A 23,584-nucleotide genomic window follows, 5' to 3' on the forward strand; every position below is an offset into this window, starting at 1 on the left:
TACATTTCTATAGGTAGCCAAAAATACTTCCCGGCTACAAAATCATTGTTGGGAAAAACGAGTATTAACGTACTTTGAAAATTTGGGCTTTTGCAAATCAAAAGCTATTTGCGGCGTAGGGAATTTCTGAGATTCTGCGAAGGAACCTTAGTTAAAATTCCGTCATTATTACCTGCTGGAACTGTAAAGGGTATACCTTTGTTAATTGACACACCACTCAAGTCGCCATTGATATCTAACACATAGTTACCGGGGGGTAATTTTTTGGTGATTGGTAGCCGGATTTGACGGCGATTACTAGGTAATACAGGTGCAGAAGGTAATGAACCTGCATCTAATACATTCTCAGGAATTTTTGCTCCTGGCTGACCAACATTAGCGACAAAACCCGTAGCTTCTGCTCCTGGATATTTAGCAGCAGGCCAGATGGCATATTGACCTTTTAGCCGCACGTAGGCATTACCTTGATTAGAAATATCAAATACTGCATTGGGAGTCTTCGGTTTAGTGTCTACAGTCACAGAATTAACTACACCAACCCTTTTCACATCTCCTACATAGCCGTAGATTACAACACCTAACCGTGCCACTACCCTCACACTCTTGGATTTTGGCTTGTCAGTTGTGTTAGGAGCACGAACATCTTCAAGATAAAGCACAGCCCGGTGTTCACCTTGTTTAGGCTGGATTTTCGGACGGACTGCAAAGCGTATAGTTTGAGCGCCACCTGCTGGAATTTTAAATTGAGAGGGAGTGAAAACAATCCATTGGTCTAAAGATTGTTCGCTAGGTGCAACATCTTGGAGTTTATTATCTTCATTCATTACCCAAGACCGGACAGAAACCTTAATTTCAACCGGCTCGGATGAAAGATTCAAAACGCGAATAGATTGAGAGCGCGTTTTGCTATTAATTTCCATTTCAATCCGAGAAGGGGAAATGCCAACATTAAGTGCTGTAGCAGAAGGCATTCCTAATGCTAATGCCCCAATTAAACCTAAAGCTATATTTCTAGATTTGTAAAACATCTGCATGAAATTTTTGACTTTTGCACACACTAAAAAACAGAAAACTAGCGTTGATTGACTGTCACCGTCACATCGCCAGCATATACACCCGCAGACCCGGTAGAGGAGAGATCCATTTTTAATCGAACTCCTCCCTGTACCACAGCTGTATTGGTATTTTGATCGCGGGAAATCTCTATGATGGGCAATGGTTCTAGCACAACTTGAACTGCGGAGTTAGAATTCTGCTCGTTGCTAACTGCATTGCTCCGTCCACTTTCAGCCTTTAATTCATAAGTGGCATAGAGAAGACCAACCTGCTCCACAGGAACCCGCATTTGCCAAAGAGCTGGTAATTCACGAGTAATCACAGTGTTAAAGCGGGGCGGAGCGAGCAAATCCTCCTTATTAGTAACCGATTCGCTCGTAGCAGCAGCAGGTGCTATTTCTGATGGTGCTAGTGGAGGAATAACTAGTTTTTGGGGAGTAGATAACTGATTGATTTTTGTAGGCTCGGTACTCTGAAATAGAAATTGTGCTAAGGCACGAGGCTGCGTCAACACTAGCAGCGCTACGGTCATACCTAAGCAGCTAATGATTTTATTCCGTGACATATTGCTAGATTTCTAACATCAAATGTGATGTATATTTGGCATTTTAGAAGTTTGATAACTGCAAGAAACTTCTTTTGATATGACAAACTTCTAGAAGTAGAGGGAGGAGAATCTGCTCTCTTTTTCCGATATTTGAGGCAGATTCTTTCTCTCTATGCCAGAAAGATTAGGGCTAAAAGCTATTACGAACCTAGTTAATAAAAACTCAATAGCCTCAGCCTTAATTAAAGACGTTACTGAATAGAGGGATGAAATCCGGGCAAAACCTTCACTTTTAAATACCCTTCCATCCCTGCAATCAGCAATCCTAATTAAGGAGCAGTTGCTGTAACACTAACAACACCACCTGTATAAGCACCCGCTTGAGCGATACCGTTACCACCCAAAGTCAAGCCTAGATTAACACCACTGCTGAAAGGTGTAACTAAACCAGGGACGGCAGCAGAAGCTGTTATGGGACCAACTGAGTTAATCGTGATTGCGGAGCCGCTAGCACCGTTGAGAGTGGGGGTTACAATTGCAGTGGTGACTGTAACTCCATTACCACGGGGGCTGTTAGACCACACTGCAAACACAGCGGGTACTGTCTTCGTAACCGAGACATTTCCTGTTGCTACGTAGAATGGCGATGTGGTATCAACACCAGCAGTTCCGTCTGCTGTACCAGCTTGATTCCCACCAACATATCCGCTACCACTTGCAGTCAATGTAGCAGCAGTTAACTCTGTCGGCAGAATATCTATATCAATGTCAGTGACAGTCCTTAAATAGAGTACTTCAGGTACTGTTACACTAACGTTGACGTTGCTAGGAGCTGTTGTGATCTGAGCATGGGCGGGTGCTGAAAAAATGGTGCTACCTAAAGCGGCGGCGCTAGCGGCAATAATGGCTACAATTTTGTTCTTCATGATAAAAAATTTCTCCTCAATTCCGGTATTTGTGTGAATCTTGATGCTGTCTTAGGCAAATTACTTGCCTGGGGTTGTTTGAAAGATAAACTGCAATCAATTTCGTCTATTATTTAAAGCTTTTGTTTAAAACATCACCTCCTTGTTAAATCACCCACAACTCTGTACCGTTAGTCCCAGTCGTGGCGGTGAAGAACAGCCGCGTACCAACGACAGTCAGCTGGGCAGGGTCAGCCTTGCCTGTGGCATTAATATTGCTCACCTTGCGCGTACCTACAGCTGTGCCGTCACTGCTCCACAATTCCCTATTGTTGCTAGCATCAGAAGCTGCAAAATATAGGCCACCATTGAAACTGACCAGACTACTAGGAATACTGTTATTAGGGTCGCTACCAACCCAAATATCTTTAACTACTGTGGCGCTGGAAGTATCACTCTTCCAGAGTTCCAAACCATTTGTAGAGTCATAGGCAGTAAAGTAGAGGGTACTGCCAATAGCCCTAAAATTGAACGCACCAATACCAGTAATGCTACTATTGACTTGTGTAGTTCCGGCGCTAGTGCCGTCACTCTTCCACAGTTCTTGTTGAAAGTCACTATTGCTATCCGTAACAAAGTACAGATTATTGCCAGCAGCAGTAAGATAAACCGGCGCAAAACCATTGTTACCAGGTGTAACATCTTTAACTAAACTAGCAACTCCAGCTTCGTACTTCCATACCTCAGAGCCAGTCGTGCCATCATTAGCCGTGAAGTATAGTGTACTACCAATGGCAGTGAGACTGGCAGGTGATGAGCTAGGTCCACCTGTCCTGATGTCAATGACTTGCGTACCGCCTGTAGTACCGTCGCTAGTCCAAAGCTCGTTGCCACTAGTTGGGTTATAAGCTGTAAAGTATAGCTTTCCGTTAACATTAGTGAGATTTGCAGGTTCGGAACTGCTAGCACCAGAGAAAATATCTTTGACTAGGGTAGATGCGGTGCCATTATATGCCCATAATTCCCTACCATTGGTGCCATTATCAGCACTAAAGAACAAGTTGTTACCAACAACGGTAAGATTGGCTGGGCTAGAACTGGCAGAATTAGGATTAATATCACTGATTCTTTGTACATTTGTGCCATCGTACATCCAAAGTTCCGTACCTGTTGTACCATCATTGGCGGTGAAGTACAGCTTGCTATTCAAGACAGTCAGATTAGCTGGGTTGAAACCAGTAGGATTAATGTTGGTCAGACGAGTATTGGTAGTGCCATTACTCCTCCACAATTGAACGCCATTAGTACCATCATTGGCAGTAAAGTACAAATTGCTACCCAATGCAGTCAAATTGCTAGGGTCAGAACTACCAGAGCCTGAACGCACTTCAAGCATCTGGGCTTGTAGAGTAGCTGACACGTTCAGAGTGTAGAAAGCTTCAGCAGTACCAGATGGATAGACGCGAATGTAATAAGTACCTGCACTCAGGTTAGTGTTAATAGTTTCGTTTGCAGTTCCTGTAAAAGCAGACGTATTAATTGTGGTTCCACTACTGTTGACTAATTGGACATCTGCATTGTCAGTCAAATTATTGAGGGTCAGGTTGAATGCACCATTGTTATTGAGACTGAATCGATACCAATCATTACTATCAATATTGCCAACAAAATCGTTGAAGGTTTGAGTACTGCTTAATGCACCAATGTTCTTAGCTGTTCCGAACGTGTCAGGAGCTTGGTCTGTTCCTATTGGTGTAGCTGCCGCGCTAAGAGTGTAGTTAGTGGCTGCGCCTGTACCAGGAGTTACCAGAATGTAATAAGTACCTGCAATCAAACTACGCTTAATAGAATCTTGAGCAATTCCCGTTTGGTTGGAAGACAGGATACCGTTACCGGAACTATTGAGTAATTGTAAATCCGCGTTTGCTGTTGCTGGTGTTAAGGTAAAGTCAACCACAGCCGCAGAGGTCAAATCAAAGCGGTAATAATCGAAGTTATCAGAAGAATTTACAAAGTCTGAGTAAGTCGCAGGGGTTGTAGTTAAGGTATTAATATTGCGAGCCGCTCCTGTTGTATTACCCGCATTGTCTACTGGGTCTGAGCTAAAGGAAAGCTGCAAATTATAGTTAGTAAAACTTGATGTACTAGGAACTACCCGAACATAGTATGTAAGACCAACGGCAAGATTATAGCTGAAAGACTCTGATGTAGTACCAGTTTGAGGATCACTTTTGATGACTCCAGAATCATTACGCAACTCTAAATTAGCATCGGCTCCCAAACCATTGAGAACGATATTGATTGTGCCACTATTTGCTACATTAAATTTGTAATAGTCATTGGAATCTTGGATAGCACCGGTTGCACCTGTATTGCCCACAAAATCAGTAGTGCTGTAGCTGGTGTTGCTGCTACTAAAAGTGCCAATATCGAATGCGTTTGCCCTACTATTATCAGAGCGTCCACTTTCTTGGATAGTTTCTGCTACGAGACTGAGGTTATAATTTGTGTTGCTTGCACCGCTAACCAAGGAAATCCGGGCGTAATATGTGCCAGCAGGTAGGTTAGCGCGGATTGATTCTGGTGTAGTTCCTGTTTGATTAGAACTAAATATAGAATTACCACCACTGTTCAACAGATTTAAATCTGCATTGCTACTTAAGCCATCTAAGCCTAAAGTAACGATGCTGGAACTGCTAGTAGTAAATTTATATAAATCGAGAGTGTCAGAGCCGCCAAGAGAGTTTTGAAATATATTGGCTGTGCTAGTGAGAGAGCCACCAATATAAGATGCAGATGTAGTATCTAAAGCTGTGGCTGTTGTACTTCCTGGATCGGAAAATCCTGAATAAGGACTTGGCATAGTTATTTATTATTTTTTATGAAGTTCAAGGATATATACTGGCTAAAAATTACTCAGAGCATTCATCTATAAAAGAGCTATATATTAGCTGTTGCAATGAAATTTTTAATGTTCTTTGCCATCTCTCCTTTAAACTTCATTGCAAATAGAATTTAACTCTTAGGGAAAAGAGAATGCCTGCGTAAAAGCACTTAATTTGTTGAAGTTAATTGTTAAAAAACTAAATTATTTTTTTAGAGAATTTTAGTATAAAAATTTTCCGGTTATATCCTGACGAAGAGTATTTTCAAGGAAGATATTTTATGGTACGATGTCTCTTCTATTCTTTGGTAACTGGCTTATCTAAAGGATTTTTCTCCACATTGTAATATGTTTCAAGCTACTCGTCGCCGTCTCGCTCTTTGGTATACTTCCGTCACTGCTGTATTACTACTACTGTTCGCTAGTGGCGTTTATTTATACGTCCGTAGCACACTGGTTGAGCGGATTGATGATACCCTTAACCATGTAGTTGAAATAGTGGAGCGTTGTCTCACAACAAGCCCTTGTGCATCTACGCTTATATTTGAGCCAATTAATGCTGATGCAGATAAATTTCGCATTAATTTAGAAGCCAGTTTTCGTGAGAATGCCTACACCGTAGAAGATGACCACATCGACCTAGAATGGTTTAGTCCCACTGGTAAATTACTTTGGTCAACGCTATCTGAACCCCTAAATATTCCCATTCATGTCAATCCAACCGGTGAAACTGTGCGCGTAGTCAAGGAAGAGAGTGAAAATTCAAAATTATTAACTCCTCAGTCCTCACTCCTCACTCAAAATTCAGCATTGTTATTACGGCAAATCACGCAACGGATGGAAGTGGGACGGCAAGTAGTAGGATATCTGCGTGTTAGTCATCCGTGGTTTGAAGTCACTAAACCTAGTCGTGAGTTAATTTTTGATTTAGCGCTAGGTATTGGGTTAATGGTGCTTTCTGTAGGTGCAAGTGGCTGGTTTCTTTCGGGTAAAGCGATGGAACCTGTAGGGCAGTCTTATCAACGCCTCAAACAATTTACTGCTGATGCTTCCCACGAACTTAGAAGTCCCATTACTTTGATTCAAACAAATGTGCAAGTTGCCCTTGCTGACTTGGATTTAGCAGAGACAGAAGCAACTGCTTCTATGCAATATCGGCAACAGTTAAAGGTGGTGGAACGGTTAACGCAGCGTTTAGGTAAGTTAGTCAATGACTTGCTGTTCTTAGCACGACAGGATAGTGGGATTACCAAAGATATCTTTTCACCTTGTCCTTTGGATGCTTTGCTGATGGAGGTGGTTGAAGAACAACAATTGTTAGCCCCTGAAAAAAAGATTGCCCTTTCTCTAGACTTAGTTGATCCTCCTGCCTCTGAAACTAACCCCGAATTACTGGAAAATTGGTTTACCCTTGTGGGCAATTGGGATCAGCTGGTGCAGCTATTCACAAATTTAATTGCGAATGCTTTACATTACACTCCAGCCGGGGGACGGGTAAAAGTGGAATTGGCGCGGATTGAGGGAATAAATCGCGTTTCTGGACTACGTTACACCAGTGCCCAGTTGCAAGTTAAGGTGCGTGATACCGGAGTTGGAATCCCTGCGGAAGCACTACCACGCTTATTTGATCGCTTTTATCGGGTAGATCCGGCACGGACTCATACAACTGGGAATACAGCTACAGCCAGTGCTACTGGTTCAGGATTGGGATTAGCGATCGCTCAAGCTATTGTCGAACATCATCAGGGTCATATTCAAGTTGAAAGTACTCTTGGCGAAAGTACCATGTTTACCGTCACTTTACCAATAACCCTTGAGTCTTAATTTAATCAAAAGTTTTATCAGTAATAATGTAGCTTTTTCAGCCTTGGGAATGAAATAGTTATGTCTAATTCGAGATTAGTATCTAGTCTCTAGTTAGATACAAAAAATTGATGCAATTGGTAATATCTGGTTTATGCACTGACAGCTTAAACCTAATTAAATCTGCTGTTTTAAGTTCTTATAGCGGTTCTCGGTTGAGTGAGGTATACCCGTAGGGGCACGGCAGTGCCCATTGGTGTCACGGTGATTCTGGAGTAATGAGTAATAAGTAATAAGTAATGAGTAAATACCCATTTTTCATCCACTCATTACTCATTACTTTAAAGCCGTGCTAGAAGCACGGGGCTTTAGACCCAATTCTTTGGTAATGTTTTTTAGGAGTCTATAAATGAATATTAAGTCTCAAAAATTTCGCAAGTGTGCTGAGTTATTTGGCGCTATTTGCGGGGGATTACTAATTAGTCTGCCAGCAATTCCTCACGCATTAGCACAAGACTCTACTCCCAAGCTTAATCCAAGTCCTAGTATTTTTAGCGAACCACCCTATAACCGCTCCCAAGCTCCTGTCCCACCAGTACCAGGTGCTAAACCACCACGCCCAGTTCCTCCAGTTGAGGGGCAAGTTTCTCCCATGCCACCAGGGCCAGGTGCTAAACCACCACGCCCAGTCCCTAGAGATCGAAGTCAACAGCCCTCACCAAGAGCGGTTTCCACCGATCAACCACAACTACTACAACCACGACAAACCCCAAGTGCAACGATCGCACTGACTAATGGTACTGTTAATGTCAGGTTGGTAAATGACACTGCGGCTAATGTAACTTTCCAAGTGATTGGCGATACTGCGCCGCGATCGCTACAAGGCAAGTCAAATGTAATATTGCAAGGTTTAAAAGCACCAGTAACAGTGACATTTGAACGAATTGATGGCGGACAGTTGATAGTGACTCCACAAGCTTCTTCAGAGCCAGGAAGTTTGGAAGTTACATTCAAGGAAGCCACAAATGCATCACAGGGTAGAAGTGCTTTGAGAATTGAACGAAACGGTTCAGTATTCTTGAATTAATCAAATAGTACGAAAGTAGGGGCAATTCATGAATTGCCCCTACTTTTTCTGAAGCATTTTAGTTAGTTGATCTTGTAATTGCACTTCTTGTTTGCTGTCTTCTAATGTTCGCGCCAGTATAATTGCCCTTTCGTAAAAATTGCGGGCGGTTATGTAATTACCTTGTTGCTTATATAACTGAGCGTAAGACTCAAAAGATTTTAATTCTTCTCGCAAATTTTGCAATTCTTTAGCGAGTGCTAAACGTTGTTCTAGTAAATCAAAAGCCCGTTCGTAGCGTCCGACAGTAGTGTGAGCTTCAACTAAACCGTCAATTGCCCGTAATTCATTAGTGCGATCGCGATTGGTTTTAGCTGTCTGCATGGCTTCACCATAACTAGCAATAGTATCCTGATAATTCCCAGATGCTAAGTAAGCATCACCTAAATTATTTAGGGTATTTGCTTCACCGATCGCATCGCCAGTCTGACGGCGAAAAAGTAAAGCATTTTCATACAATTTAATGGCTTTGTTGTAATCTCCCAACCTGGCAGTTACTAAACCCAAATTACTCAAAGATAGTCCTTCTCCTTCAATGTTTTTGACACTGTGAGCAATTGTGAGTGCATCTGCAACTGTTTTACCAGCATCAGCAAATTCCCCCTGTTGGAGGAAAAATGTAGCGATATTATTTAGCACAAAAATCTGAGTTTGGAAGTCTTTGGTATCACGAGCGATCGCTAATCCTCGTCGTAAAGCATCTTCTGCCTCTTTTGAACTACCAAGCTGAATGTAAGCCTTTGCAAGTAAATTGTAAGTCAGACCTTGTGCTTTTAAGTCGCCAATTGAGTGATATAGTTCTAATGCCTGCAAGCAAGATGCGATCGTTTTATCGGCATATCCTGAAGCATATTGTTGCTGACCGATATGCAGCAAGCTGTCTGCTTCATCTCTTGATTGTCGCCCAACAGAACTATTTAAAGGACGGTGGAGTTGTTGCGTAATGTCAACTGCACCCGCAGCTATGGGACTCAGCAAAAAAGTAAACAGTAAAAAGCTGTGTAAAAGTACCTGGGGACGGGAAATCACACCTACGCAAACTAATTGCCTGGGAAATGCAAGCCGTTGTTTCATAAAAATTACCCGTAAAGTTGCGGGTTTAAGTAGAAGGTCTAAGAAGAAGTTTTAAGTTTTAAATTGAAGACAAACAATATACGCATTTACACTTAAGTTATGATTGAGCTAAATCTTCCCCAAAGTATATGGCGCGGATATCTGTGGGTAATTTGTCCTCTAGCATACGATAGCCTTCCTGGAGAAAATTGGCTACTTCGTTAGGAGCGATCGCTTCTCCTTCGGCTTGCAGATAGGCGGCGATTCTAGTTTCACTCCAGTGGAAAGTTTGGGACATTAATACGATTAATCGTAAAACAGGTGGTAGTTGGTCTAATGCTTGTTGTACATAGCACCATAGCGGCGGCGAAGTCGCTTGCAGAGAATAATGAATTGCTTCTGTGGGTGGTAGCTTAATTTCGTTAATACAAAAAGCTGTCATATTAATTAACCAATTTTGCATGGTTAAAGCTTGCTCACTGGATTCAGGGGCGGTTAAATTTAGTCCACCGAGTTCGTAATAGATATGTCGCCAGGTGAGAGCGAACAGATAATCTGCCTGTACAGGCGATCGCGCCGAATGCCGAATTAAGGTATACACTATGGGGCTATAGCGGCAAAAAATCACAGTAAAATACTTTCCGGCATCTGGATGGCACTGAAACAGAGTGAGTAATTCATAGTCACTGTGATGAAATAGCGACTTCACCAGAGGGTGATTAGCTTCAGGAAAATGAGGAATTTGCACAAGTCTTTGAGTTGATAGTTGTTAAAATAATTTTGGGAATTGCACTCCCGTAGTTAATCGCATAATATCTTGGTGTTGCCCAGTTTGTAGCCGAGACTCAGACAACTTGAGTTATTGATAAACTAGAAACAAGGACTTAATTTTAGTCTTAATCGACAATTATAAAATCGACTCCCCTATAGAATCCTTATTTGTTCATGGTTATAGCAGTTAGTGTGATGTCGTTCCTCCTCAGTCCCCTTACTTTAGGCTCCTTTCTCCCTTCCTTGCCCTTGGATAGCCTGTTTTCCACCCAAGGCATTATGGTAATGCTGCTAGCAGCTTACGCTGGTGCAATGTGGATGTTCCTCACCAGTGCCCCAAAAGTACACACTGTAATGGTGTCAGATTTGGAGGTTGCCCGACAGTTGTATGAAGGACTGCTAGATTTGCCAGCAGCTGAGGTGCCCTTGCACTATTACTACAACTACGAACAAACTATAGGCGCAACTGGGATTGATCCGCTATACATGTCTACCGGGCCGAGTTTGTCAAGCAAAATGATGAATAATGCCACTGAAGGGCTGTGGTATCAATTGAAGAAAAACACTCAGCTACACGTTATTACTGGTGCGAGTTTAGGTAGCAAAAATCAGCAACGTCACGTTTGTTTTGACCACGACTGCCTAGAAATGATTTTAATGCGAGTCGAAACGCGCGGTTTGAAATTTAAGATTCGTAACCAGAAGCCACTAAACTTTTTGGTCAAAGACTATGAAGGGCGAGTGATTGAGGTAGCTGAGGTAGCAAATTAGTCATTAGATTTTAGATGATTTTATATTGTGTGGTGCGTAGCTTGCGATCGTAAGCATCGCGCCACACAATATTTTTTTAAGTAGTTAGGCGTAAATAAATTAAAGTTTGTAGTAAGGATTTTAGTCCTGATAAACCTTGCTATGAGCGATGAATCGGTCACTACGAACAGTCATTATAGGGTTTTGCTAGGTAGAAACTTATGACCCTTGAAAATATGTACACATCTCAGCTGTATGAAACAGATTTCTATAGTTGGACTCAAGAGCAGGTTAGCTTGCTCAAAACTCAACAGTGGAATCAATTAGATACAGTCAACCTGATTGAAGAAATTGAAACTTTGGGCAGAAGAGAACGACAAGAATTGAGAAATCGGCTAGGAGTATTACTAGGACACTTACTAAAATGGCAATTTCAACCAGAAAAACGTAGTAATAGCTGGTTGAGTACAATTCGAGAGCAACGTGTTCAAATTAAGCTGCTTCTACAAGATAGCACTAGTTTGAAACCCTATCTAGATCAAGTTTTCCTGACTGTTTATGAACTAGGTTTAGCTTTAGCAATTCGAGAAACCGAGTTAGGTGAACAGGTTTTTCCAGAAATCTGCCCTTACACTTTAGGCGAAACTCTAAATCCTGAATTCTTACCAAATCTAAATCAGCTTAATGAGCAGAGCGAGTAATTATCCCTGGAACGCGATCGGTCTGAATATTCAAAAGCTTTTTCTATTTGTCCAAATTAGGTAGATTATTTTATCAATTAAAGTACAATATTTCATTAATTCGTAGCAAAAAAACTAGGCAAAACTCTGCGTTACTTTGCGTTTATTTTGCGTACCTCTGTGTTTAAAAATATTCTCATTTTCAAATATAGAATTGGTGATTGCAACTTAGGTAACAAAAATGGTGCGTTATGGCTTTGCCTAACGCACCCTACGGTTGAATGGTACTGACTAACTTAACTGTTCAAACTTAAATTTCCCTTTAATAAATTTGTTAAAATATTGACCTTTTGACGGTGCATTGTCTAAGTCTTCCTTGACACTAGGAGGGACTTTGAAATACTCGTAAATACTTCCACTGTCAAATTCAATAGTCAGTGTTTGAGTTGTTAGAACATAGCTAAATTGCTTAATAACACTACCTTCAGGCTTGAGTAGAGGGAAGGCGATCGCATCCCGAATACTGGCACAATCAGTTAATAACATTACCAACCGATCAATCCCAATCCCTAAGCCACCTGTAGGCGGCATCCCGTATTCCAGGGCTGTCAAAAAGTCTTCATCTACACCTTGGGCTTCTAAGTCACCAGCCGCTTTTCTTTCAGCTTGGGCTTCTAGGCGTTCTCGTTGATCGATGGGATCTGTAAGTTCTGAAAAGCTGTTCCCAGTTTCTCGCCCGACGATAAATAACTCAAATCTTTCCACCAAACCAGGTTGAGAACGGTGAGGTTTTGCTAAGGGCGAAATTTCTACAGGGTAATCAATTACAAAGGTAGGTTGAATTAAATTAGCTTCTACCTTTTCTTCAAAAGCTAAATTCAGTAACTTACCAATTGATTTGGCTTCATCTACACCAGGAATATTAGCATTTTTACTTGCTATTTTTGCTTCTTCCAATGTTTGGAAAGAATTAAAATCTAAGCCGGTAATTTCTTTAACTAAATCGTGCATTGTTACTCGCCGCCAAGGTGGTGTTAAATCTATAGGTTCCCCTTGGTAGGTGATTTGCAGCGTGCCGAGTACATCTTGGGCGACAGTGGTAATAATCCCCTCAGTCAGCGCCATCATATCGTTGTAGTCGGCGTAGGCTTGGTAAAGTTCAATCGTCGTAAATTCGGGATTGTGTCGAGTCGAAATTCCTTCATTGCGGAAAACCCGCCCCAATTCAAACACCTTTTCAAAACCACCCACAATCAACCGCTTGAGATGGAGTTCTGTAGCAATTCGTAGATACAACTCCATTTCTAAAGTGTTGTGGTAGGTGATAAATGGACGCGCATCTGCGCCCCCAGTCTCACTTTGCAAAACTGGCGTTTCAATTTCTAGAAAATCCCGTTCTTCCAAATAGCGACGAATTCCAGCAGTAATTTGGGCGCGACGGCGGAAAGTTTGCCGCACTTCCGGGTTAACAATCAAGTCAACGTAACGCTGACGGTAGCGTTTGGCAACATCCGTTAATCCGTGCCACTTGTCGGGTAGGGGCAACAGAGATTTAGTCAGGATAGTATATTGTTTGACGTAGACAGATAACTCGCCCTTTTCAGTCCGCTTAATAGTACCTTTGGCTCCCAGAATGTCACCTGCATCTGTGAGTTGTTTTAGGTGATTGAAGGCATCAACATCAATATCTGCCATGCTTTCTTGGATACGATTTTTATCCAAATAAAGCTGAATTGTGCCAGTTTCGTCTTGCAGAGTGAAGAAAGCCAGTTTACCGAAAACGCGACGCGCCATGATGCGCCCAGCGATCGCAACTTCTAAATCAACTTCTTCACCACTGGCTAAATCGGCAAATTGTTCTTGCAACTGTGCTGCATGATGGGTAGATTCCCAACGATAGGCGTAGGGATTAGTCCCTAGCTGCTTGAGTTGTTCTACTTTCTCCAGCCTTGCGGCTCGGATATCTTCTTCCGACATGGTAACGAACTAAATAGGGCAAGATTAATTATAGATGCTGCAAAAGTTGAGAGTAACAGATATTTGCACTTTGCAGATGATCGTATCGCCTAAAAGTGATGTGCAATCGCTAAAGGAAATACACAATGAGCTAAATCACTGGTGAAAAGTTAGATCCCCGACTTCTTTAAGAAGTCGGGGATCTGGACACTGTGAATACCTTTATTTATTTACTATCTTTAGTGAATACTTAGATGAAACAGCCTTCATTTTCAAGTTAGTAAATTGGACGATCGCCTTTACTAACTCTTGCTGTTCTGGTTGCAAATTCAACTTTTGTAGGGCTTGACTCATATTATTACCAGCCCGGAGATTGTGATTAAGTTGGGCACGTTGCGATGTGTTTAATAATGCCTCAATTTCCCTGTTTCTTCTCTGGCGTACAGCCTGGAGTTCTTGGCTTTGCAAGGGAGTTAGGCTAATCTCGGACGAAATGGAGTCGCTTGCAGTTTTGCTAATGGCGAAAATGACACCAGAAGTAATATGTAGTTGAACCGGTATAGCTAAGGCAATTCCCGGCATGAAAAGGACAATACTTAGAATAGCAGCGAACACAGAGAGCCGTTTTGTCAAGTGAATTGCCATATTGATAAATGCCTACATCTCATTTAACGCTCAGATATAGTTAAGCAGTTTTTAAGTCTCTAATTTTGAATATTGAATTTATCCTACCCCCAAAAGTGTGTTGATGCGGTATAACTCAGATATTGCATCAATCTTAAGTGAGTATTGGATTGTCGATCCGATACAAGAGCAAGTGACGGTTCTGGAATGGGTAGAGGGTTTTTATGAAGAGAAGGTGTATGCAGGGGATAGCGCGATCGCAACGCTTGTATCTGCTGATCTAAAATTGACTGCTGTTCAGGTTTTGCACTGCCATTAAATACTGAAATAACCGCAAAATCTAGCTGTCACAACCAGGTTTTGCGGTCATTCAACAAACGCATGACTACATTGGATATCCAATAAACTAATTGCAGAAATTGGGATAAACTGCTGGTTTAGCCACCCCAGATTTTCTCTAAAACTGCGTTTGGTGAAATATCTGCCGTTTTATCCGTATGGGATTTAATGGGCAAAAATTTGTCGTTTTTTGGCAACAACTTAGCTGGATCAGTGGGCCCAAATAGGGCGATAGTATAAGTTTGGACTGCAACACTCAGTTGTAGTGCCGGACTATCAGTAGACAACATCAAATTTGCCCCGGCAATCATAGCAGTTAACTTGCCAATATCATCAGGGGCAGTCACCTTGATATCTGGAGAAGACCCCAGAAGCGATCGCACAAACTGCTCATCGTCAATTCCCTTAACAACCACCACAGGCAGATCCGGCTGCTTGTCTTGGAAGCCTTGAATAATTTGATGCCAACTTTGGACAGGGTAGATTTTATCTAGTTCTTGAGCCTGGGTTAACTGGCCAGAACCGCCATGAATCAAGATATAGCCTGTTTCATGCACGCCTAAGCGTTTTTGTTCATTTTGTGCCCACTCAATATCTGGTTTTGGCACATTTACTGCTAACTCTGGGACAGGGCTATTTATTTCCAATGGTTGCAGCAAATCGTGATATAATGCCGCCGCATACTGGGATACTTTAAATGGCACAGCATGGGTCAGAAAAACCGAACCTTTGCCTTGGTAGCCAATACGTATGGGGATTCCCGTCAACCAGAGCAAAAGACCGAGCAACCAAATTTGCTTAACAGCAATGACAACATCGTATTCGCGATCGCGAATTATCCCGACCAAATTACCCCAATCTGCCAGACTATTACGGTCTTGAAAATCAAAGTTCAGCACCTCGTGAACTGACTTGCTCACTCGGTAGGCAGCCTTTGACCGGGGTTCAACAACGACATCTATCTGAGCATTAGGGTAATTGCGCTTCAGGTCATCTAGAGTCGGAAAGAAGAGAATTTGGTCGCCAATTCCGCCAGGTACAAGGGCTACTACTCGCATAATATTTATTGACGCTTACTCGCTCCTTATTTTAGGGGAAAATATATAGCTTAATGATTGAGGAATTCTGTGTATTTACTAATTCCAGCTGCGGGAATCGGAAAAAGAATGGGTAGTAACCGCAATAAACTACTGCTGAAAGTGCGATCGCAACCAATTATTGCTTGGACTCTATTAGCCGCAGAAGCCGCCGATACAATCAGTTGGATCGGGATTATTTCTCAACCTCACGATTGGCCAGACTTCAGGGCAATTCTCGCCGATCTCAAGCTGACTAAACCAGTGGAATTGATTCAAGGTGGCTCCACCCGTCAAGAATCTGTTTACAATGGCTTGCAGGCTTTGCCAGTAGCCGCAGAACAAGTGTTGATTCATGATGGAGCTAGATGTCTCGCCACGCCAGATTTATTTAACTCTTGTGCCGAAGCTATTCACCATTGTCCCGGTTTAATTGCTGGTGTACCCGTCAAAGACACTATTAAAGTTGTCGATGGACAAGGCATAATTCAAGAAACACCCGACAGACAAAAATTGTGGGCAGCACAAACTCCCCAAGGATTTGATGTCAAGTTGTTAAAACAGTGCCACGCTGAAGGTGTCCGGCAAGGTTGGGAAGTAACTGACGATGCCGCTTTATTTGAAAAATGCGGTATTGAAGTCCGAATTGTCGAGGGAGAAGAGACGAATTTAAAAGTGACAACCCCCCAAGATTTAGCGATCGCAGAATTTATTCTCACAACTAGAGGTTTTTGAAGAATTGGGAATTGGGAATTGGGCATGGGGCATGGGGCATGGGGCATGGGGCATTGCTTATTTCTTCCTCATTCCCAATTGCAAATTCAAAGGTTTCAAAAAATACTTTGACAATTTACGATACAATCCCACACACTTGTTGATTGTTAGTTTTCATGTACTAATGCCCAATTCCCAATGCCCAATTCCCAATGCCCAATGCCCAATTCCCAATTCCCAATTCCCAATTCCCAATTCCCAATTCCCAATTCCCAATTCCCAATGCCCAATGCCCAATGACTAAATGATTACAGCCACAGCGACGAAGATAGAAGCAATTCTCTATTTAAAGGGTAAACCCTTGTCGCTCGGCGAAATCGCCGAGTATGCCGCGTGCGATCGCGCCACTGTCAAAGAAGGCATGATTGAACTCATGGACAATTATGCCCACCGAGATAGCGCCCTAGAGGTAATAGAAACCCCCGATGGTTACAGTTTGCAACTACGGTCTGATTTTCATGATTTAGTGCAAACGATGATACCAGTAGAGTTGGGTGTAGGTGCATTGCGGACTTTAGCAGCGATCGCCCTCAATACTCCCATACTCCAGAGCGACTTAATTAACCTGCGAGGTTCAGGAGTATATCAACACGTTCCAGAACTCGTAGAACTTGGTTTCATCCGCAAACGCCGAGACAGCGATTCTCGCTCCTACTCACTCCAAGTAACCCCAAAATTTTATCAGTATTTCCAAATCGAACAACTCCCGCAAATACTTTCCACCACCAAGAAGGAAGAACAACTAGAACTAGAACTAGAACTAGAACTAAAGGGAGTAGGGAGTGAGGAATAGGGAATAGGGCATGGGGCATGGGGCATGGAGATGAGGAACAGATAATAAGCAATGCCCAATACCCAATGCCCAATGCCCAATACCCAATGCCCAATGCCCAATACCCAATGCCCAATGCCCAATACCCAATGCCCAATGCCCAATGCCCAATGCCCCATGCCCAATACTAATACCCGTGGTGAATGCGCTAGCCTTGTACTATGGTTTAGAGTAGAGTTAGCAATTAAGCTAAATAAAACTGCCAATGGTGTTTAATCCTGACTTTTTAAATGACAACTCCGAGGAACACCCTAATCAACTTCTTTCCGACCACTCTGAGGAATACCCCAATCAGTTACTCAAATATCTACAACATCAGTCTCCTGATGTTTTAGCAAGGATTGCTCAGTCTGCTAGCCCCGAAATTAAACAAATCATCTCGCAAAATGTCCAAGGGCTAGTGGGAATGCTACCGGCAGAAAGTTTCAACGTGCAAATCACAACAGATCGGGATAATTTAGCTGGGCTTCTAGCGTCGGCTATGATGACGGGATATTTTCTGCGACAGATGGAACAAAGAATGCACTTAGAGCATTTGTCTAATAGCCAATAATCAATAGTCAATAGTCAAACATTCTGGGACTATTGACTAAGTAATTCGTAATTCGTAATTAAGAGGGTACGAGCTACTACCAAAATCTCTGTAGTGGTCTACAAGACAGTGGAGAGTACAGGAGCTAGCACTGATAGCGCAGCGTCAAGCCTTTGGTATAGGTTCTCTACGAGACGCTATGCGTGGCTTGCTTCTGTGCGAGAGTACGGTTAGAGCGAATCCGCAAACGTCTTGCAACTACGAACTACGAATTACGAATTATTTTGACTATTTCCTTTCAGGATAAGCTCCTGATTGGACTTTGAAGGTTTGAACTTTCCCGCTACGGTTGACTTCGATAGCTAAAATGTCCCCAACTTTGCTGGACTCTACCAGCTTTTGAACTTGGGCTGAGGTTTTGACTGGTTTACCGTTAACTTTTTGAATCACGTCTCCAGGAAGCAATCCTCCGCGCTTGGCTGGGGAATCACCTGTGACTGCTTTAATCACAATTCCAGCATCCTGCTGAATGTTCAGTTGATTTTCTTGATTAATCTGCTGTTTTCTAATCGGAGAAAGGTCTGCCATATCAACACCTAAGAAAGGATGTTCCACACGCCCTTTGGTAAAAAGTTCATTGGCAATGCGGGCGGCGGTTTCAATGGGAATGGCAAAACCAAGTCCTTGAGCATCAGCGCGGATGGCAGTATTAACACCAATCACTTCGCCTTGAGCGTTTAACAAGGGGCCACCAGAATTACCAGGGTTAATTGCGGCATCAGTTTGGATAAAGGTGACTCGCTTATCTGGGACACCAACTTGAGTGCTAGTGCGATCGGTAGCGCTGATGATGCCGATAGTGACAGTATTATCTAAACCCAGAGGATTGCCAATTGCGATCGCCCATTCTCCTGGTATTAAGTTTTGTGAATTGCCTAGTTTCACAGTCGGTAAATTATTCGCTTTTATTTTCACCACCGCCACATCTGTTACAGTATCAACTCCTACCACCTTTCCCTCTAAACTTCGACCATCCTTGAGGGTGACTAGTACTGTATCTGTATCTGCTACCACATGAGCGTTAGTGAGTAATTCTCCATCTTCACTCAAAATAAATCCCGAACCTGTACCGCGCTCAATCCGTTCTTCGGGAATTGGTTGCTCATCCTCTCCGAAAAATCGCCGCAAGATGGGATTTTTCAATGCGTCTGAGATCGGATTGGCGACTTTGCGAGTGGCATTAATTCGCACCACAGCCGGGCCAACTTTTTGCACTGCCGTCGCAATAAAATTAACATTACTATCGCCCCCACTAGCCCCAATCTGTGCGTTAGAAGGATTTGGAGGTACGGATTCTGGAGGCGAAGCCATTGTTACATTTTTTAACTGTTGGAAAGAGGGATTTTGTAGCAGGAGATAGCGACTGCCAAACAAACCTGCACCACAGCCGAATACTAGTAAGAACACATAAACGCCCAGTTGCTTTAAAGATAACTTCATAATCATTCTGCTTAAGGACAGCAATGCAGTTGCTAATTTCTAAGTGTAGTCAAGCTAATGGCAAGTGGACAGATCAATTTACAAGGAATTGGGAATTGGGCATTGGGCATTGGGCATTGGTTATTAATAATATCTTCTCTCCCTGCCTCCCCTGCCTCCCTGCTCCCCACTCTCCCTACTTGATCTAAAATCTAAAGTTAATGCGCTATTGACCTGTGTACATGACTTTACCCTTTCGTCAACTATTTCTCTGTAGCTTAGTTAGCGCCTTGAGCCTAGTAAGCATACTGCCAAACTTGAACAGTGCTAACGCTGCTGTAGGTGGTTGCCCGATTCCAGCCTTATCTCGCTTCCAACGCCATAAAGTCGTTCGCGGCGAAACTTTGGAGAGCATAGCGCAGCGCTATAATCTCATAGCTACAACTATTATCGGCATGAATCCAGCTTTACAGAACGGTGCGATGCCTACGGCGGGTTCCACCTACGCAGCCGTTGGTAGTGTGCTTCAAATTCCTCCCTACAATGGGATTGTAGTTGAAGTACCTCGCGGTCAAACTTGGCGACAAGTAGCAGCACAATACAAAGTTCGGGCTGATAGCCTTTTTGAAGTGAATGGCTGTCAACAAAACCCCAGAATTGTGTTTGTTCCGGGGGTAAATTGGTCGCCCAATGGGGTTGTAACTAAATCCCCTTTACCCACTGATGCAGGTACACCAAACCGTGCATCCCTGTCTGGATATCCCTTGGCACAAGTCGCAACTGTGGGATTAGCTTACGGCTGGCAAATTAATCCGGCGACAGGTGAAGTTTTCTTCCATAGTGGTGTTGACTTATTAGCGCCAGTTGGTAGTAATGTTTTAGCGATCGCATCTGGAACTGTAGCCTTTGCCAGCGATCAAGGTTCCTATGGCAAGTTGATCATCATTAACCACCCTGGCGGACTCCAAAGCCGTTACGCCCAGCTTGACAGCATCAAAGTTACTGTTGGTCAGCAAGTAAAAAAAGGAGACTTACTAGGAACAGTAGGCACTAGTGGAAAACCAAGCTCCACCCAGCCACATCTGCATTTTGAAGTCCGTTCTAGCTCATCTCTTGGTTGGGTAGCAGAAGATCCAAAGGGTTATTTGAAGAAATAAGGAAGTGAGGAATAAGCAATAAACTAATCACCAGTGCCCAATGCCCAATTCCCAAATTCGATAGACTTTATTATGTGCATTCCTGCCTCTGCAAACCTTGCAAATGCGGCATCTGCCTGTTCTGTGTAGTCTACAACACCGGGAACAACAACTGGGGAAGTGCAATCTTCTAAAAGATAGATTTTTTGAGCAAGGGTAGCATCTACCACTTTAATTTCTGTTAATAAATCGTCGATTGTCCAGGCTACACAATGACTTTTAGCTTGACCACCAATAATAACAGTATCAAATTCCAAAAGTTGCTTAATCAAACGGGCATTCTTTTGACCAAGTGGACGTTGTTCAAAATCTTCCAACACCTCTGGACGTAAGATGGAATAGTTTTCTGTTAAAGGATTTTCACCTTTAATTTCAAATTGCGTTTGACTTTGACGAGCAATATTGTGAAAAAATATTGCTTCTTCTACTGATGAAACTAAAGCATGACCAATACCACCCAACATAGAATGATAAGGCCAAACTGTGAGGGGATATTTACCGTCTTGACTAAGTTTTCTAATGTAATGATAAGCGTGTTTTTCTAATAATTCATAATCCCCGTTAGTAATACTGTCAGCAACTGCCGGATTAACCTTCCAAATACCTTGTTCAATATCTGCTGTGGTGATGTTAGTCGCGGCTGGAGTTGGATGTTCTCCGGCGGCGTTTACCCAAAAAATTGGATGGAAGATTTGCGTTGCTGTGTGGGTATCTAGAGTTGGTACAATTTTTGTAATTACTCCCAAGTTGCGATAGATAAATTCACACAATTTGACGTTATCATCCACAGCCGCATTCCCAGATTTTCCACCTACAAATAATTCAAATTCTGGAATACAGAAAGTGTTTTGGACATCAATTAATAGTAAGCAAATCCTGGTTTTATCTAAAGATGCAGGTTTGATATCGTGTTGTTTTGCCCAGGCTTCGGCTTTTGCAGCACTTTGTTGGTAAGGTACACGCCAGACTTCGCCCACTTTGTCGGGGTTGAAGTGAGGAGGAATTGGTAGTGGGGTTTTTATTTGGGTATTCATAATTACAATCGCTTTTATTCTGTAATAACATCAATAATTCCAATACCCAAATTTCCCAAGTTCAGTGCCTACTTCAGTAAACATCATCATGAGAACCCAAGGTCAACAAAGAAATCACTAATTCCCCAGAATCGGGATGAGGAACAAACTCAAATAGAATACGATTGTTGTAGTCTATGGAACAAGCCCATGTACCCAATAAATCCCCTTTAAGTTTATGAGTACGCAAGTTAGGGTAAAATGGATCTTCAGCAAGTTGTTGTAATGTTTGCTCAACTACAGAGCGTAATTGCTGATTTCGACGGGCTAAACGTTTAAAATCTCGAATAAATCTTGCACTCCATAGCAGTTGCATCAATCATCCAACTCCGCCATTAAATCAGCAACAGTTCCACTACGTACTTCCCCTTTAGCATAGGCTTCACGAGCTTCTGCAACCGCCTTTAATAAGTCATCCCGTCGCTGTTGTTTGAGGCGCTTTTGGATAATATCTACAAGAATAGCCTGAGCTTCTGAATCTAACGCTTCTACCGCCTCTATAGCTTTCTGGAACGTAGATGTTTTTTCTAGCATGGGTGTCAAAGAATTTAGTGATAAGTCTAATTTAGCTGGTGGGATGTGTAATCTGTTTACTCAATAGTATATTTGTATTATAAAAACATAAATTTAGCGATCGCTCTTTTCGTGCTGAAGGCTGCGCGATGAGCTACGCTCCGCCGGAGGCGATCGCACTCAAGCTACTCAGTTCAAAAGATTTTTTAGCAATATATCTTTATAAAAGAGCAAAACTTTTCAATTGCTCTTTGTTTATTTGCCTACCTCATTCTCCATTTTTTCTATATTAATCGTCCAAAAAAGCGCTAGCTGTGGCAATCTGGGAAACAGAGATTTATTAAATCTGATATTTGAGCTACAGCAAATTTACCTAATCAGGTTATGCAAACTCTGCCCACAGTCAACACTTCAAGCATCACACCCAGTCAAGACACCTTTGATACAACTATCAAGCGGCGTAAAACCCGCCCTGTAAAGGTGGGAAATGTCACAATTGGCGGTGGCTACCCCGTTGTAGTGCAGTCAATGATTAACGAAGACACCCTTGATATTGATGGTTCCGTGGCTGGTATTCGTCGTCTGCACGAAATTGGCTGCGAAATTGTCCGTGTCACAGTGCCAAGTATGGCTCATGCTAAAGCTTTAGCAGAAATTAAACAAAAATTAATAAAAACTTACCAAGACGTGCCCATTGTGGCTGATGTCCATCACAACGGACTAAAAATCGCCGTGGAAGTTGCTAAACACATAGAAAAAGTGCGGATTAATCCGGGGTTATATGTCTTTGAAAAGCCCAACGTCAATCGAACTGAGTATACTAAAACAGAATTTGACGAAATTGGCGAAAAAATCCGCGAAACCCTAGAACCTCTGGTAGTTTCCTTGCGCGATCAAGGTAAATCGATGCGAATTGGGGTAAATCACGGTTCCCTCGCTGAGAGAATGCTATTTACCTACGGAGACACTCCCGAAGGAATGGTGGAATCTGCCATAGAATTCATTCGCATCTGTGAATCCTTGGATTTTGGCAACTTAGTAATTTCCATGAAAGCCTCACGAGTACCGGTGATGCTAGCCGCCTATCGCCTCATGGCCAAGCGCATGGATGAACTGGGTATGGATTATCCGCTACATTTAGGCGTTACCGAGGCTGGTGATGGCGAATACGGGCGAATTAAATCCACGGCTGGTATTGCAACCTTACTTGCTGATGGCATTGGCGATACAATTCGCGTGTCACTAACAGAAGCACCAGAAAAAGAGATTCCCGTCTGTTACAGCATTCTCCAAGCTTTGGGATTGCGAAAAACGATGGTGGAATATGTCGCTTGTCCTTCCTGTGGACGCACTTTGTTCAACCTAGAAGAAGTGCTACACAAAGTCCGGGAAGCCACTAACCACCTAACTGGGCTAGACATTGCAGTTATGGGTTGCATTGTCAATGGCCCCGGAGAAATGGCAGATGCTGACTATGGTTATGTAGGCAAAACACCTGGTTACATTTCTTTGTATCGTGGTCGAGAAGAAATTAAAAAAGTCCCAGAAGACAAAGGTGTAGAAGAATTAATTAACCTCATTAAGTCCGATGAACGCTGGGTAGAACCTTAAGGGG

At 42.6% G+C, this 23,584-nt stretch carries 26 protein-coding genes; 12 read left to right on the forward strand and 14 right to left on the reverse strand.

From position 1 onward, the window contains the following. Positions 1-104: 104 nt before the first annotated feature. From V7K98_RS27715 to V7K98_RS27730, 4 genes are all read right to left on the reverse strand, one after another. On the reverse strand, positions 105-1,028 hold the full coding sequence (locus V7K98_RS27715; protein ID WP_335027847.1) for a fimbrial biogenesis chaperone: 924 nt from the start codon (positions 1,026-1,028) through the stop codon (positions 105-107). Between the two features lie 44 nt (positions 1,029-1,072). Further along, positions 1,073-1,621: a hypothetical protein gene (locus V7K98_RS27720; RefSeq protein ID WP_335027849.1), complete on the reverse strand. Its 549-nt coding sequence runs from the start codon at positions 1,619-1,621 to the stop codon at positions 1,073-1,075. Positions 1,622-1,932: 311 nt separating this feature from the next. Then, entirely contained in the window at positions 1,933-2,529 is a 597-nt protein-coding gene (locus tag V7K98_RS27725; RefSeq protein ID WP_335027851.1) for a hypothetical protein, read from the reverse strand. Between the two features lie 145 nt (positions 2,530-2,674). Next, complete coding sequence (locus V7K98_RS27730; protein ID WP_335027853.1) at positions 2,675-5,371, reverse strand: pre-peptidase C-terminal domain-containing protein; 2,697 nt, start codon at positions 5,369-5,371, stop codon at positions 2,675-2,677. 369 nt (positions 5,372-5,740) lie between these two features. Here V7K98_RS27730 and V7K98_RS27735 point away from each other — a divergent pair, with 369 nt between their 5' ends. After that, complete coding sequence (locus tag V7K98_RS27735) at positions 5,741-7,216, forward strand: sensor histidine kinase (protein ID WP_335027855.1); 1,476 nt, start codon at positions 5,741-5,743, stop codon at positions 7,214-7,216. Positions 7,217-7,604: 388 nt separating this feature from the next. Next, positions 7,605-8,282: a hypothetical protein gene (locus V7K98_RS27740; protein WP_335027857.1), complete on the forward strand. Its 678-nt coding sequence runs from the start codon at positions 7,605-7,607 to the stop codon at positions 8,280-8,282. Between the two features lie 39 nt (positions 8,283-8,321). Here V7K98_RS27740 and V7K98_RS27745 read toward each other — a convergent pair whose 3' ends face one another. Both V7K98_RS27745 and V7K98_RS27750 read right to left on the reverse strand, forming a co-directional pair. Further along, positions 8,322-9,395, reverse strand: coding sequence for a tetratricopeptide repeat protein (locus V7K98_RS27745; protein WP_335027859.1), 1,074 nt, complete (start codon positions 9,393-9,395; stop codon positions 8,322-8,324). 97 nt (positions 9,396-9,492) lie between these two features. Beyond that, positions 9,493-10,122 carry a sigma-70 family RNA polymerase sigma factor gene (locus V7K98_RS27750; protein WP_335027861.1) on the reverse strand — a complete coding sequence of 210 codons (630 nt, stop codon included), beginning with the start codon at positions 10,120-10,122 and terminating at the stop codon, positions 9,493-9,495. 197 nt (positions 10,123-10,319) lie between these two features. Between V7K98_RS27750 and V7K98_RS27755 the strand changes: the two genes are divergently transcribed. Next, a complete protein-coding gene (locus V7K98_RS27755; RefSeq protein ID WP_335027863.1) occupies positions 10,320-10,916 on the forward strand; it encodes a glyoxalase-like domain protein in 597 nt (198 codons plus the stop codon). A 215-nt stretch (positions 10,917-11,131) separates the two neighbouring features. Beyond that, positions 11,132-11,596 carry a DUF29 domain-containing protein gene (locus V7K98_RS27760; protein WP_335028185.1) on the forward strand — a complete coding sequence of 155 codons (465 nt, stop codon included), beginning with the start codon at positions 11,132-11,134 and terminating at the stop codon, positions 11,594-11,596. A 270-nt stretch (positions 11,597-11,866) separates the two neighbouring features. On the opposite strand, the gene lysS is transcribed toward V7K98_RS27760, so the two are convergent. Together lysS and V7K98_RS27770 are read right to left on the reverse strand one after the other, a co-directional pair. Further along, complete coding sequence (gene lysS, locus V7K98_RS27765) at positions 11,867-13,552, reverse strand: lysine--tRNA ligase (protein WP_335027865.1); 1,686 nt, start codon at positions 13,550-13,552, stop codon at positions 11,867-11,869. Between the two features lie 201 nt (positions 13,553-13,753). Continuing rightward, positions 13,754-14,176 carry a hypothetical protein gene (locus tag V7K98_RS27770; protein WP_335027867.1) on the reverse strand — a complete coding sequence of 141 codons (423 nt, stop codon included), beginning with the start codon at positions 14,174-14,176 and terminating at the stop codon, positions 13,754-13,756. A gap of 103 nt (positions 14,177-14,279) precedes the next feature. Here V7K98_RS27770 and V7K98_RS27775 point away from each other — a divergent pair, with 103 nt between their 5' ends. Beyond that, on the forward strand, positions 14,280-14,474 hold the full coding sequence (locus tag V7K98_RS27775) for a hypothetical protein (protein ID WP_335027869.1): 195 nt from the start codon (positions 14,280-14,282) through the stop codon (positions 14,472-14,474). A 118-nt stretch (positions 14,475-14,592) separates the two neighbouring features. Here V7K98_RS27775 and V7K98_RS27780 read toward each other — a convergent pair whose 3' ends face one another. Beyond that, entirely contained in the window at positions 14,593-15,552 is a 960-nt protein-coding gene (locus V7K98_RS27780) for a glycosyltransferase family 9 protein (protein ID WP_335027871.1), read from the reverse strand. Positions 15,553-15,621: 69 nt separating this feature from the next. Here V7K98_RS27780 and ispD point away from each other — a divergent pair, with 69 nt between their 5' ends. From ispD to V7K98_RS27805, 5 genes are all read left to right on the forward strand, one after another. After that, complete coding sequence (ispD, locus tag V7K98_RS27785) at positions 15,622-16,305, forward strand: 2-C-methyl-D-erythritol 4-phosphate cytidylyltransferase (protein WP_335027873.1); 684 nt, start codon at positions 15,622-15,624, stop codon at positions 16,303-16,305. A 31-nt stretch (positions 16,306-16,336) separates the two neighbouring features. After that, positions 16,337-16,588 carry a hypothetical protein gene (locus V7K98_RS27790; RefSeq protein ID WP_335027875.1) on the forward strand — a complete coding sequence of 84 codons (252 nt, stop codon included), beginning with the start codon at positions 16,337-16,339 and terminating at the stop codon, positions 16,586-16,588. Then, positions 16,589-17,137 carry an SMC-Scp complex subunit ScpB gene (gene scpB / locus V7K98_RS27795; RefSeq protein WP_335027877.1) on the forward strand — a complete coding sequence of 183 codons (549 nt, stop codon included), beginning with the start codon at positions 16,589-16,591 and terminating at the stop codon, positions 17,135-17,137. A 72-nt stretch (positions 17,138-17,209) separates the two neighbouring features. Beyond that, positions 17,210-17,392, forward strand: coding sequence for a hypothetical protein (locus tag V7K98_RS27800; RefSeq protein WP_335027879.1), 183 nt, complete (start codon positions 17,210-17,212; stop codon positions 17,390-17,392). After that, complete coding sequence (locus V7K98_RS27805) at positions 17,382-17,729, forward strand: DUF760 domain-containing protein (protein ID WP_335027881.1); 348 nt, start codon at positions 17,382-17,384, stop codon at positions 17,727-17,729. The genes V7K98_RS27800 and V7K98_RS27805 overlap by 11 nt, the downstream gene beginning before the upstream one ends. 267 nt (positions 17,730-17,996) lie before the next feature. Here V7K98_RS27805 and V7K98_RS27810 read toward each other — a convergent pair whose 3' ends face one another. Further along, positions 17,997-19,208 carry an HhoA/HhoB/HtrA family serine endopeptidase gene (locus V7K98_RS27810; RefSeq protein ID WP_335027883.1) on the reverse strand — a complete coding sequence of 404 codons (1,212 nt, stop codon included), beginning with the start codon at positions 19,206-19,208 and terminating at the stop codon, positions 17,997-17,999. A gap of 32 nt (positions 19,209-19,240) precedes the next feature. Next, positions 19,241-19,378 carry a hypothetical protein gene (locus V7K98_RS27815; RefSeq protein WP_335027885.1) on the reverse strand — a complete coding sequence of 46 codons (138 nt, stop codon included), beginning with the start codon at positions 19,376-19,378 and terminating at the stop codon, positions 19,241-19,243. Positions 19,379-19,429: 51 nt separating this feature from the next. Here V7K98_RS27815 and V7K98_RS27820 point away from each other — a divergent pair, with 51 nt between their 5' ends. Then, on the forward strand, positions 19,430-20,344 hold the full coding sequence (locus tag V7K98_RS27820; RefSeq protein WP_335027887.1) for a M23 family metallopeptidase: 915 nt from the start codon (positions 19,430-19,432) through the stop codon (positions 20,342-20,344). Positions 20,345-20,367: 23 nt separating this feature from the next. Here V7K98_RS27820 and V7K98_RS27825 read toward each other — a convergent pair whose 3' ends face one another. From V7K98_RS27825 to V7K98_RS27835, 3 genes are all read right to left on the reverse strand, one after another. After that, a complete protein-coding gene (locus tag V7K98_RS27825; RefSeq protein WP_335027889.1) occupies positions 20,368-21,417 on the reverse strand; it encodes an isochorismatase in 1,050 nt (349 codons plus the stop codon). Positions 21,418-21,490: 73 nt separating this feature from the next. Then, positions 21,491-21,772, reverse strand: a complete 282-nt coding sequence (locus tag V7K98_RS27830; RefSeq protein WP_335027891.1) for a type II toxin-antitoxin system RelE/ParE family toxin — start codon at positions 21,770-21,772, stop codon at positions 21,491-21,493. Beyond that, the gene (locus tag V7K98_RS27835) at positions 21,772-21,990 is read right to left on the reverse strand and encodes a hypothetical protein (protein ID WP_335027893.1); all 219 of its coding nucleotides are present in this window, start codon (positions 21,988-21,990) and stop codon (positions 21,772-21,774) included. Before V7K98_RS27835 ends, V7K98_RS27830 begins: the two co-directional genes overlap by 1 nt. A gap of 363 nt (positions 21,991-22,353) precedes the next feature. Between V7K98_RS27835 and ispG the strand changes: the two genes are divergently transcribed. After that, positions 22,354-23,580, forward strand: coding sequence for a (E)-4-hydroxy-3-methylbut-2-enyl-diphosphate synthase (ispG, locus tag V7K98_RS27840; RefSeq protein ID WP_335027895.1), 1,227 nt, complete (start codon positions 22,354-22,356; stop codon positions 23,578-23,580). Positions 23,581-23,584 lie beyond the last annotated feature (4 nt).

This window comes from Nostoc sp. (assembly GCF_036917435.1).
GTDB lineage: Bacteria > Cyanobacteriota > Cyanobacteriia > Cyanobacteriales > Nostocaceae > Nostoc.

Bases quoted from the DNA above. Each gene is read 5' to 3' on its own strand.
- V7K98_RS27715 (WP_335027847.1), bottom strand. From the start codon at position 1,028: ATGTTTTACAAATCTAGAAATATAGCTTTAGGTTTAATTGGGGCATTA.
- V7K98_RS27720 (WP_335027849.1), bottom strand. From the start codon at position 1,621: ATGTCACGGAATAAAATCATTAGCTGCTTAGGTATGACCGTAGCGCTG.
- V7K98_RS27725 (WP_335027851.1), bottom strand. From the start codon at position 2,529: ATGAAGAACAAAATTGTAGCCATTATTGCCGCTAGCGCCGCCGCTTTA.
- V7K98_RS27730 (WP_335027853.1), bottom strand. From the start codon at position 5,371: ATGCCAAGTCCTTATTCAGGATTTTCCGATCCAGGAAGTACAACAGCC.
- V7K98_RS27735 (WP_335027855.1), top strand. From the start codon at position 5,741: ATGTTTCAAGCTACTCGTCGCCGTCTCGCTCTTTGGTATACTTCCGTC.
- V7K98_RS27740 (WP_335027857.1), top strand. From the start codon at position 7,605: ATGAATATTAAGTCTCAAAAATTTCGCAAGTGTGCTGAGTTATTTGGC.
- V7K98_RS27745 (WP_335027859.1), bottom strand. From the start codon at position 9,395: ATGAAACAACGGCTTGCATTTCCCAGGCAATTAGTTTGCGTAGGTGTG.
- V7K98_RS27755 (WP_335027863.1), top strand. From the start codon at position 10,320: ATGGTTATAGCAGTTAGTGTGATGTCGTTCCTCCTCAGTCCCCTTACT.
- V7K98_RS27760 (WP_335028185.1), top strand. From the start codon at position 11,132: ATGTACACATCTCAGCTGTATGAAACAGATTTCTATAGTTGGACTCAA.
- lysS (WP_335027865.1), bottom strand. From the start codon at position 13,552: ATGTCGGAAGAAGATATCCGAGCCGCAAGGCTGGAGAAAGTAGAACAA.
- V7K98_RS27770 (WP_335027867.1), bottom strand. From the start codon at position 14,176: ATGGCAATTCACTTGACAAAACGGCTCTCTGTGTTCGCTGCTATTCTA.
- V7K98_RS27775 (WP_335027869.1), top strand. From the start codon at position 14,280: ATGCGGTATAACTCAGATATTGCATCAATCTTAAGTGAGTATTGGATT.
- V7K98_RS27780 (WP_335027871.1), bottom strand. From the start codon at position 15,552: ATGCGAGTAGTAGCCCTTGTACCTGGCGGAATTGGCGACCAAATTCTC.
- V7K98_RS27790 (WP_335027875.1), top strand. From the start codon at position 16,337: ATGGGGCATGGGGCATGGGGCATTGCTTATTTCTTCCTCATTCCCAAT.
- scpB (WP_335027877.1), top strand. From the start codon at position 16,589: ATGATTACAGCCACAGCGACGAAGATAGAAGCAATTCTCTATTTAAAG.
- V7K98_RS27800 (WP_335027879.1), top strand. From the start codon at position 17,210: ATGCCCAATACCCAATGCCCAATGCCCAATACCCAATGCCCAATGCCC.
- V7K98_RS27805 (WP_335027881.1), top strand. From the start codon at position 17,382: ATGGTGTTTAATCCTGACTTTTTAAATGACAACTCCGAGGAACACCCT.
- V7K98_RS27810 (WP_335027883.1), bottom strand. From the start codon at position 19,208: ATGAAGTTATCTTTAAAGCAACTGGGCGTTTATGTGTTCTTACTAGTA.
- V7K98_RS27820 (WP_335027887.1), top strand. From the start codon at position 19,430: ATGACTTTACCCTTTCGTCAACTATTTCTCTGTAGCTTAGTTAGCGCC.
- V7K98_RS27825 (WP_335027889.1), bottom strand. From the start codon at position 21,417: ATGAATACCCAAATAAAAACCCCACTACCAATTCCTCCTCACTTCAAC.
- V7K98_RS27830 (WP_335027891.1), bottom strand. From the start codon at position 21,772: ATGCAACTGCTATGGAGTGCAAGATTTATTCGAGATTTTAAACGTTTA.
- V7K98_RS27835 (WP_335027893.1), bottom strand. From the start codon at position 21,990: ATGCTAGAAAAAACATCTACGTTCCAGAAAGCTATAGAGGCGGTAGAA.
- ispG (WP_335027895.1), top strand. From the start codon at position 22,354: ATGCAAACTCTGCCCACAGTCAACACTTCAAGCATCACACCCAGTCAA.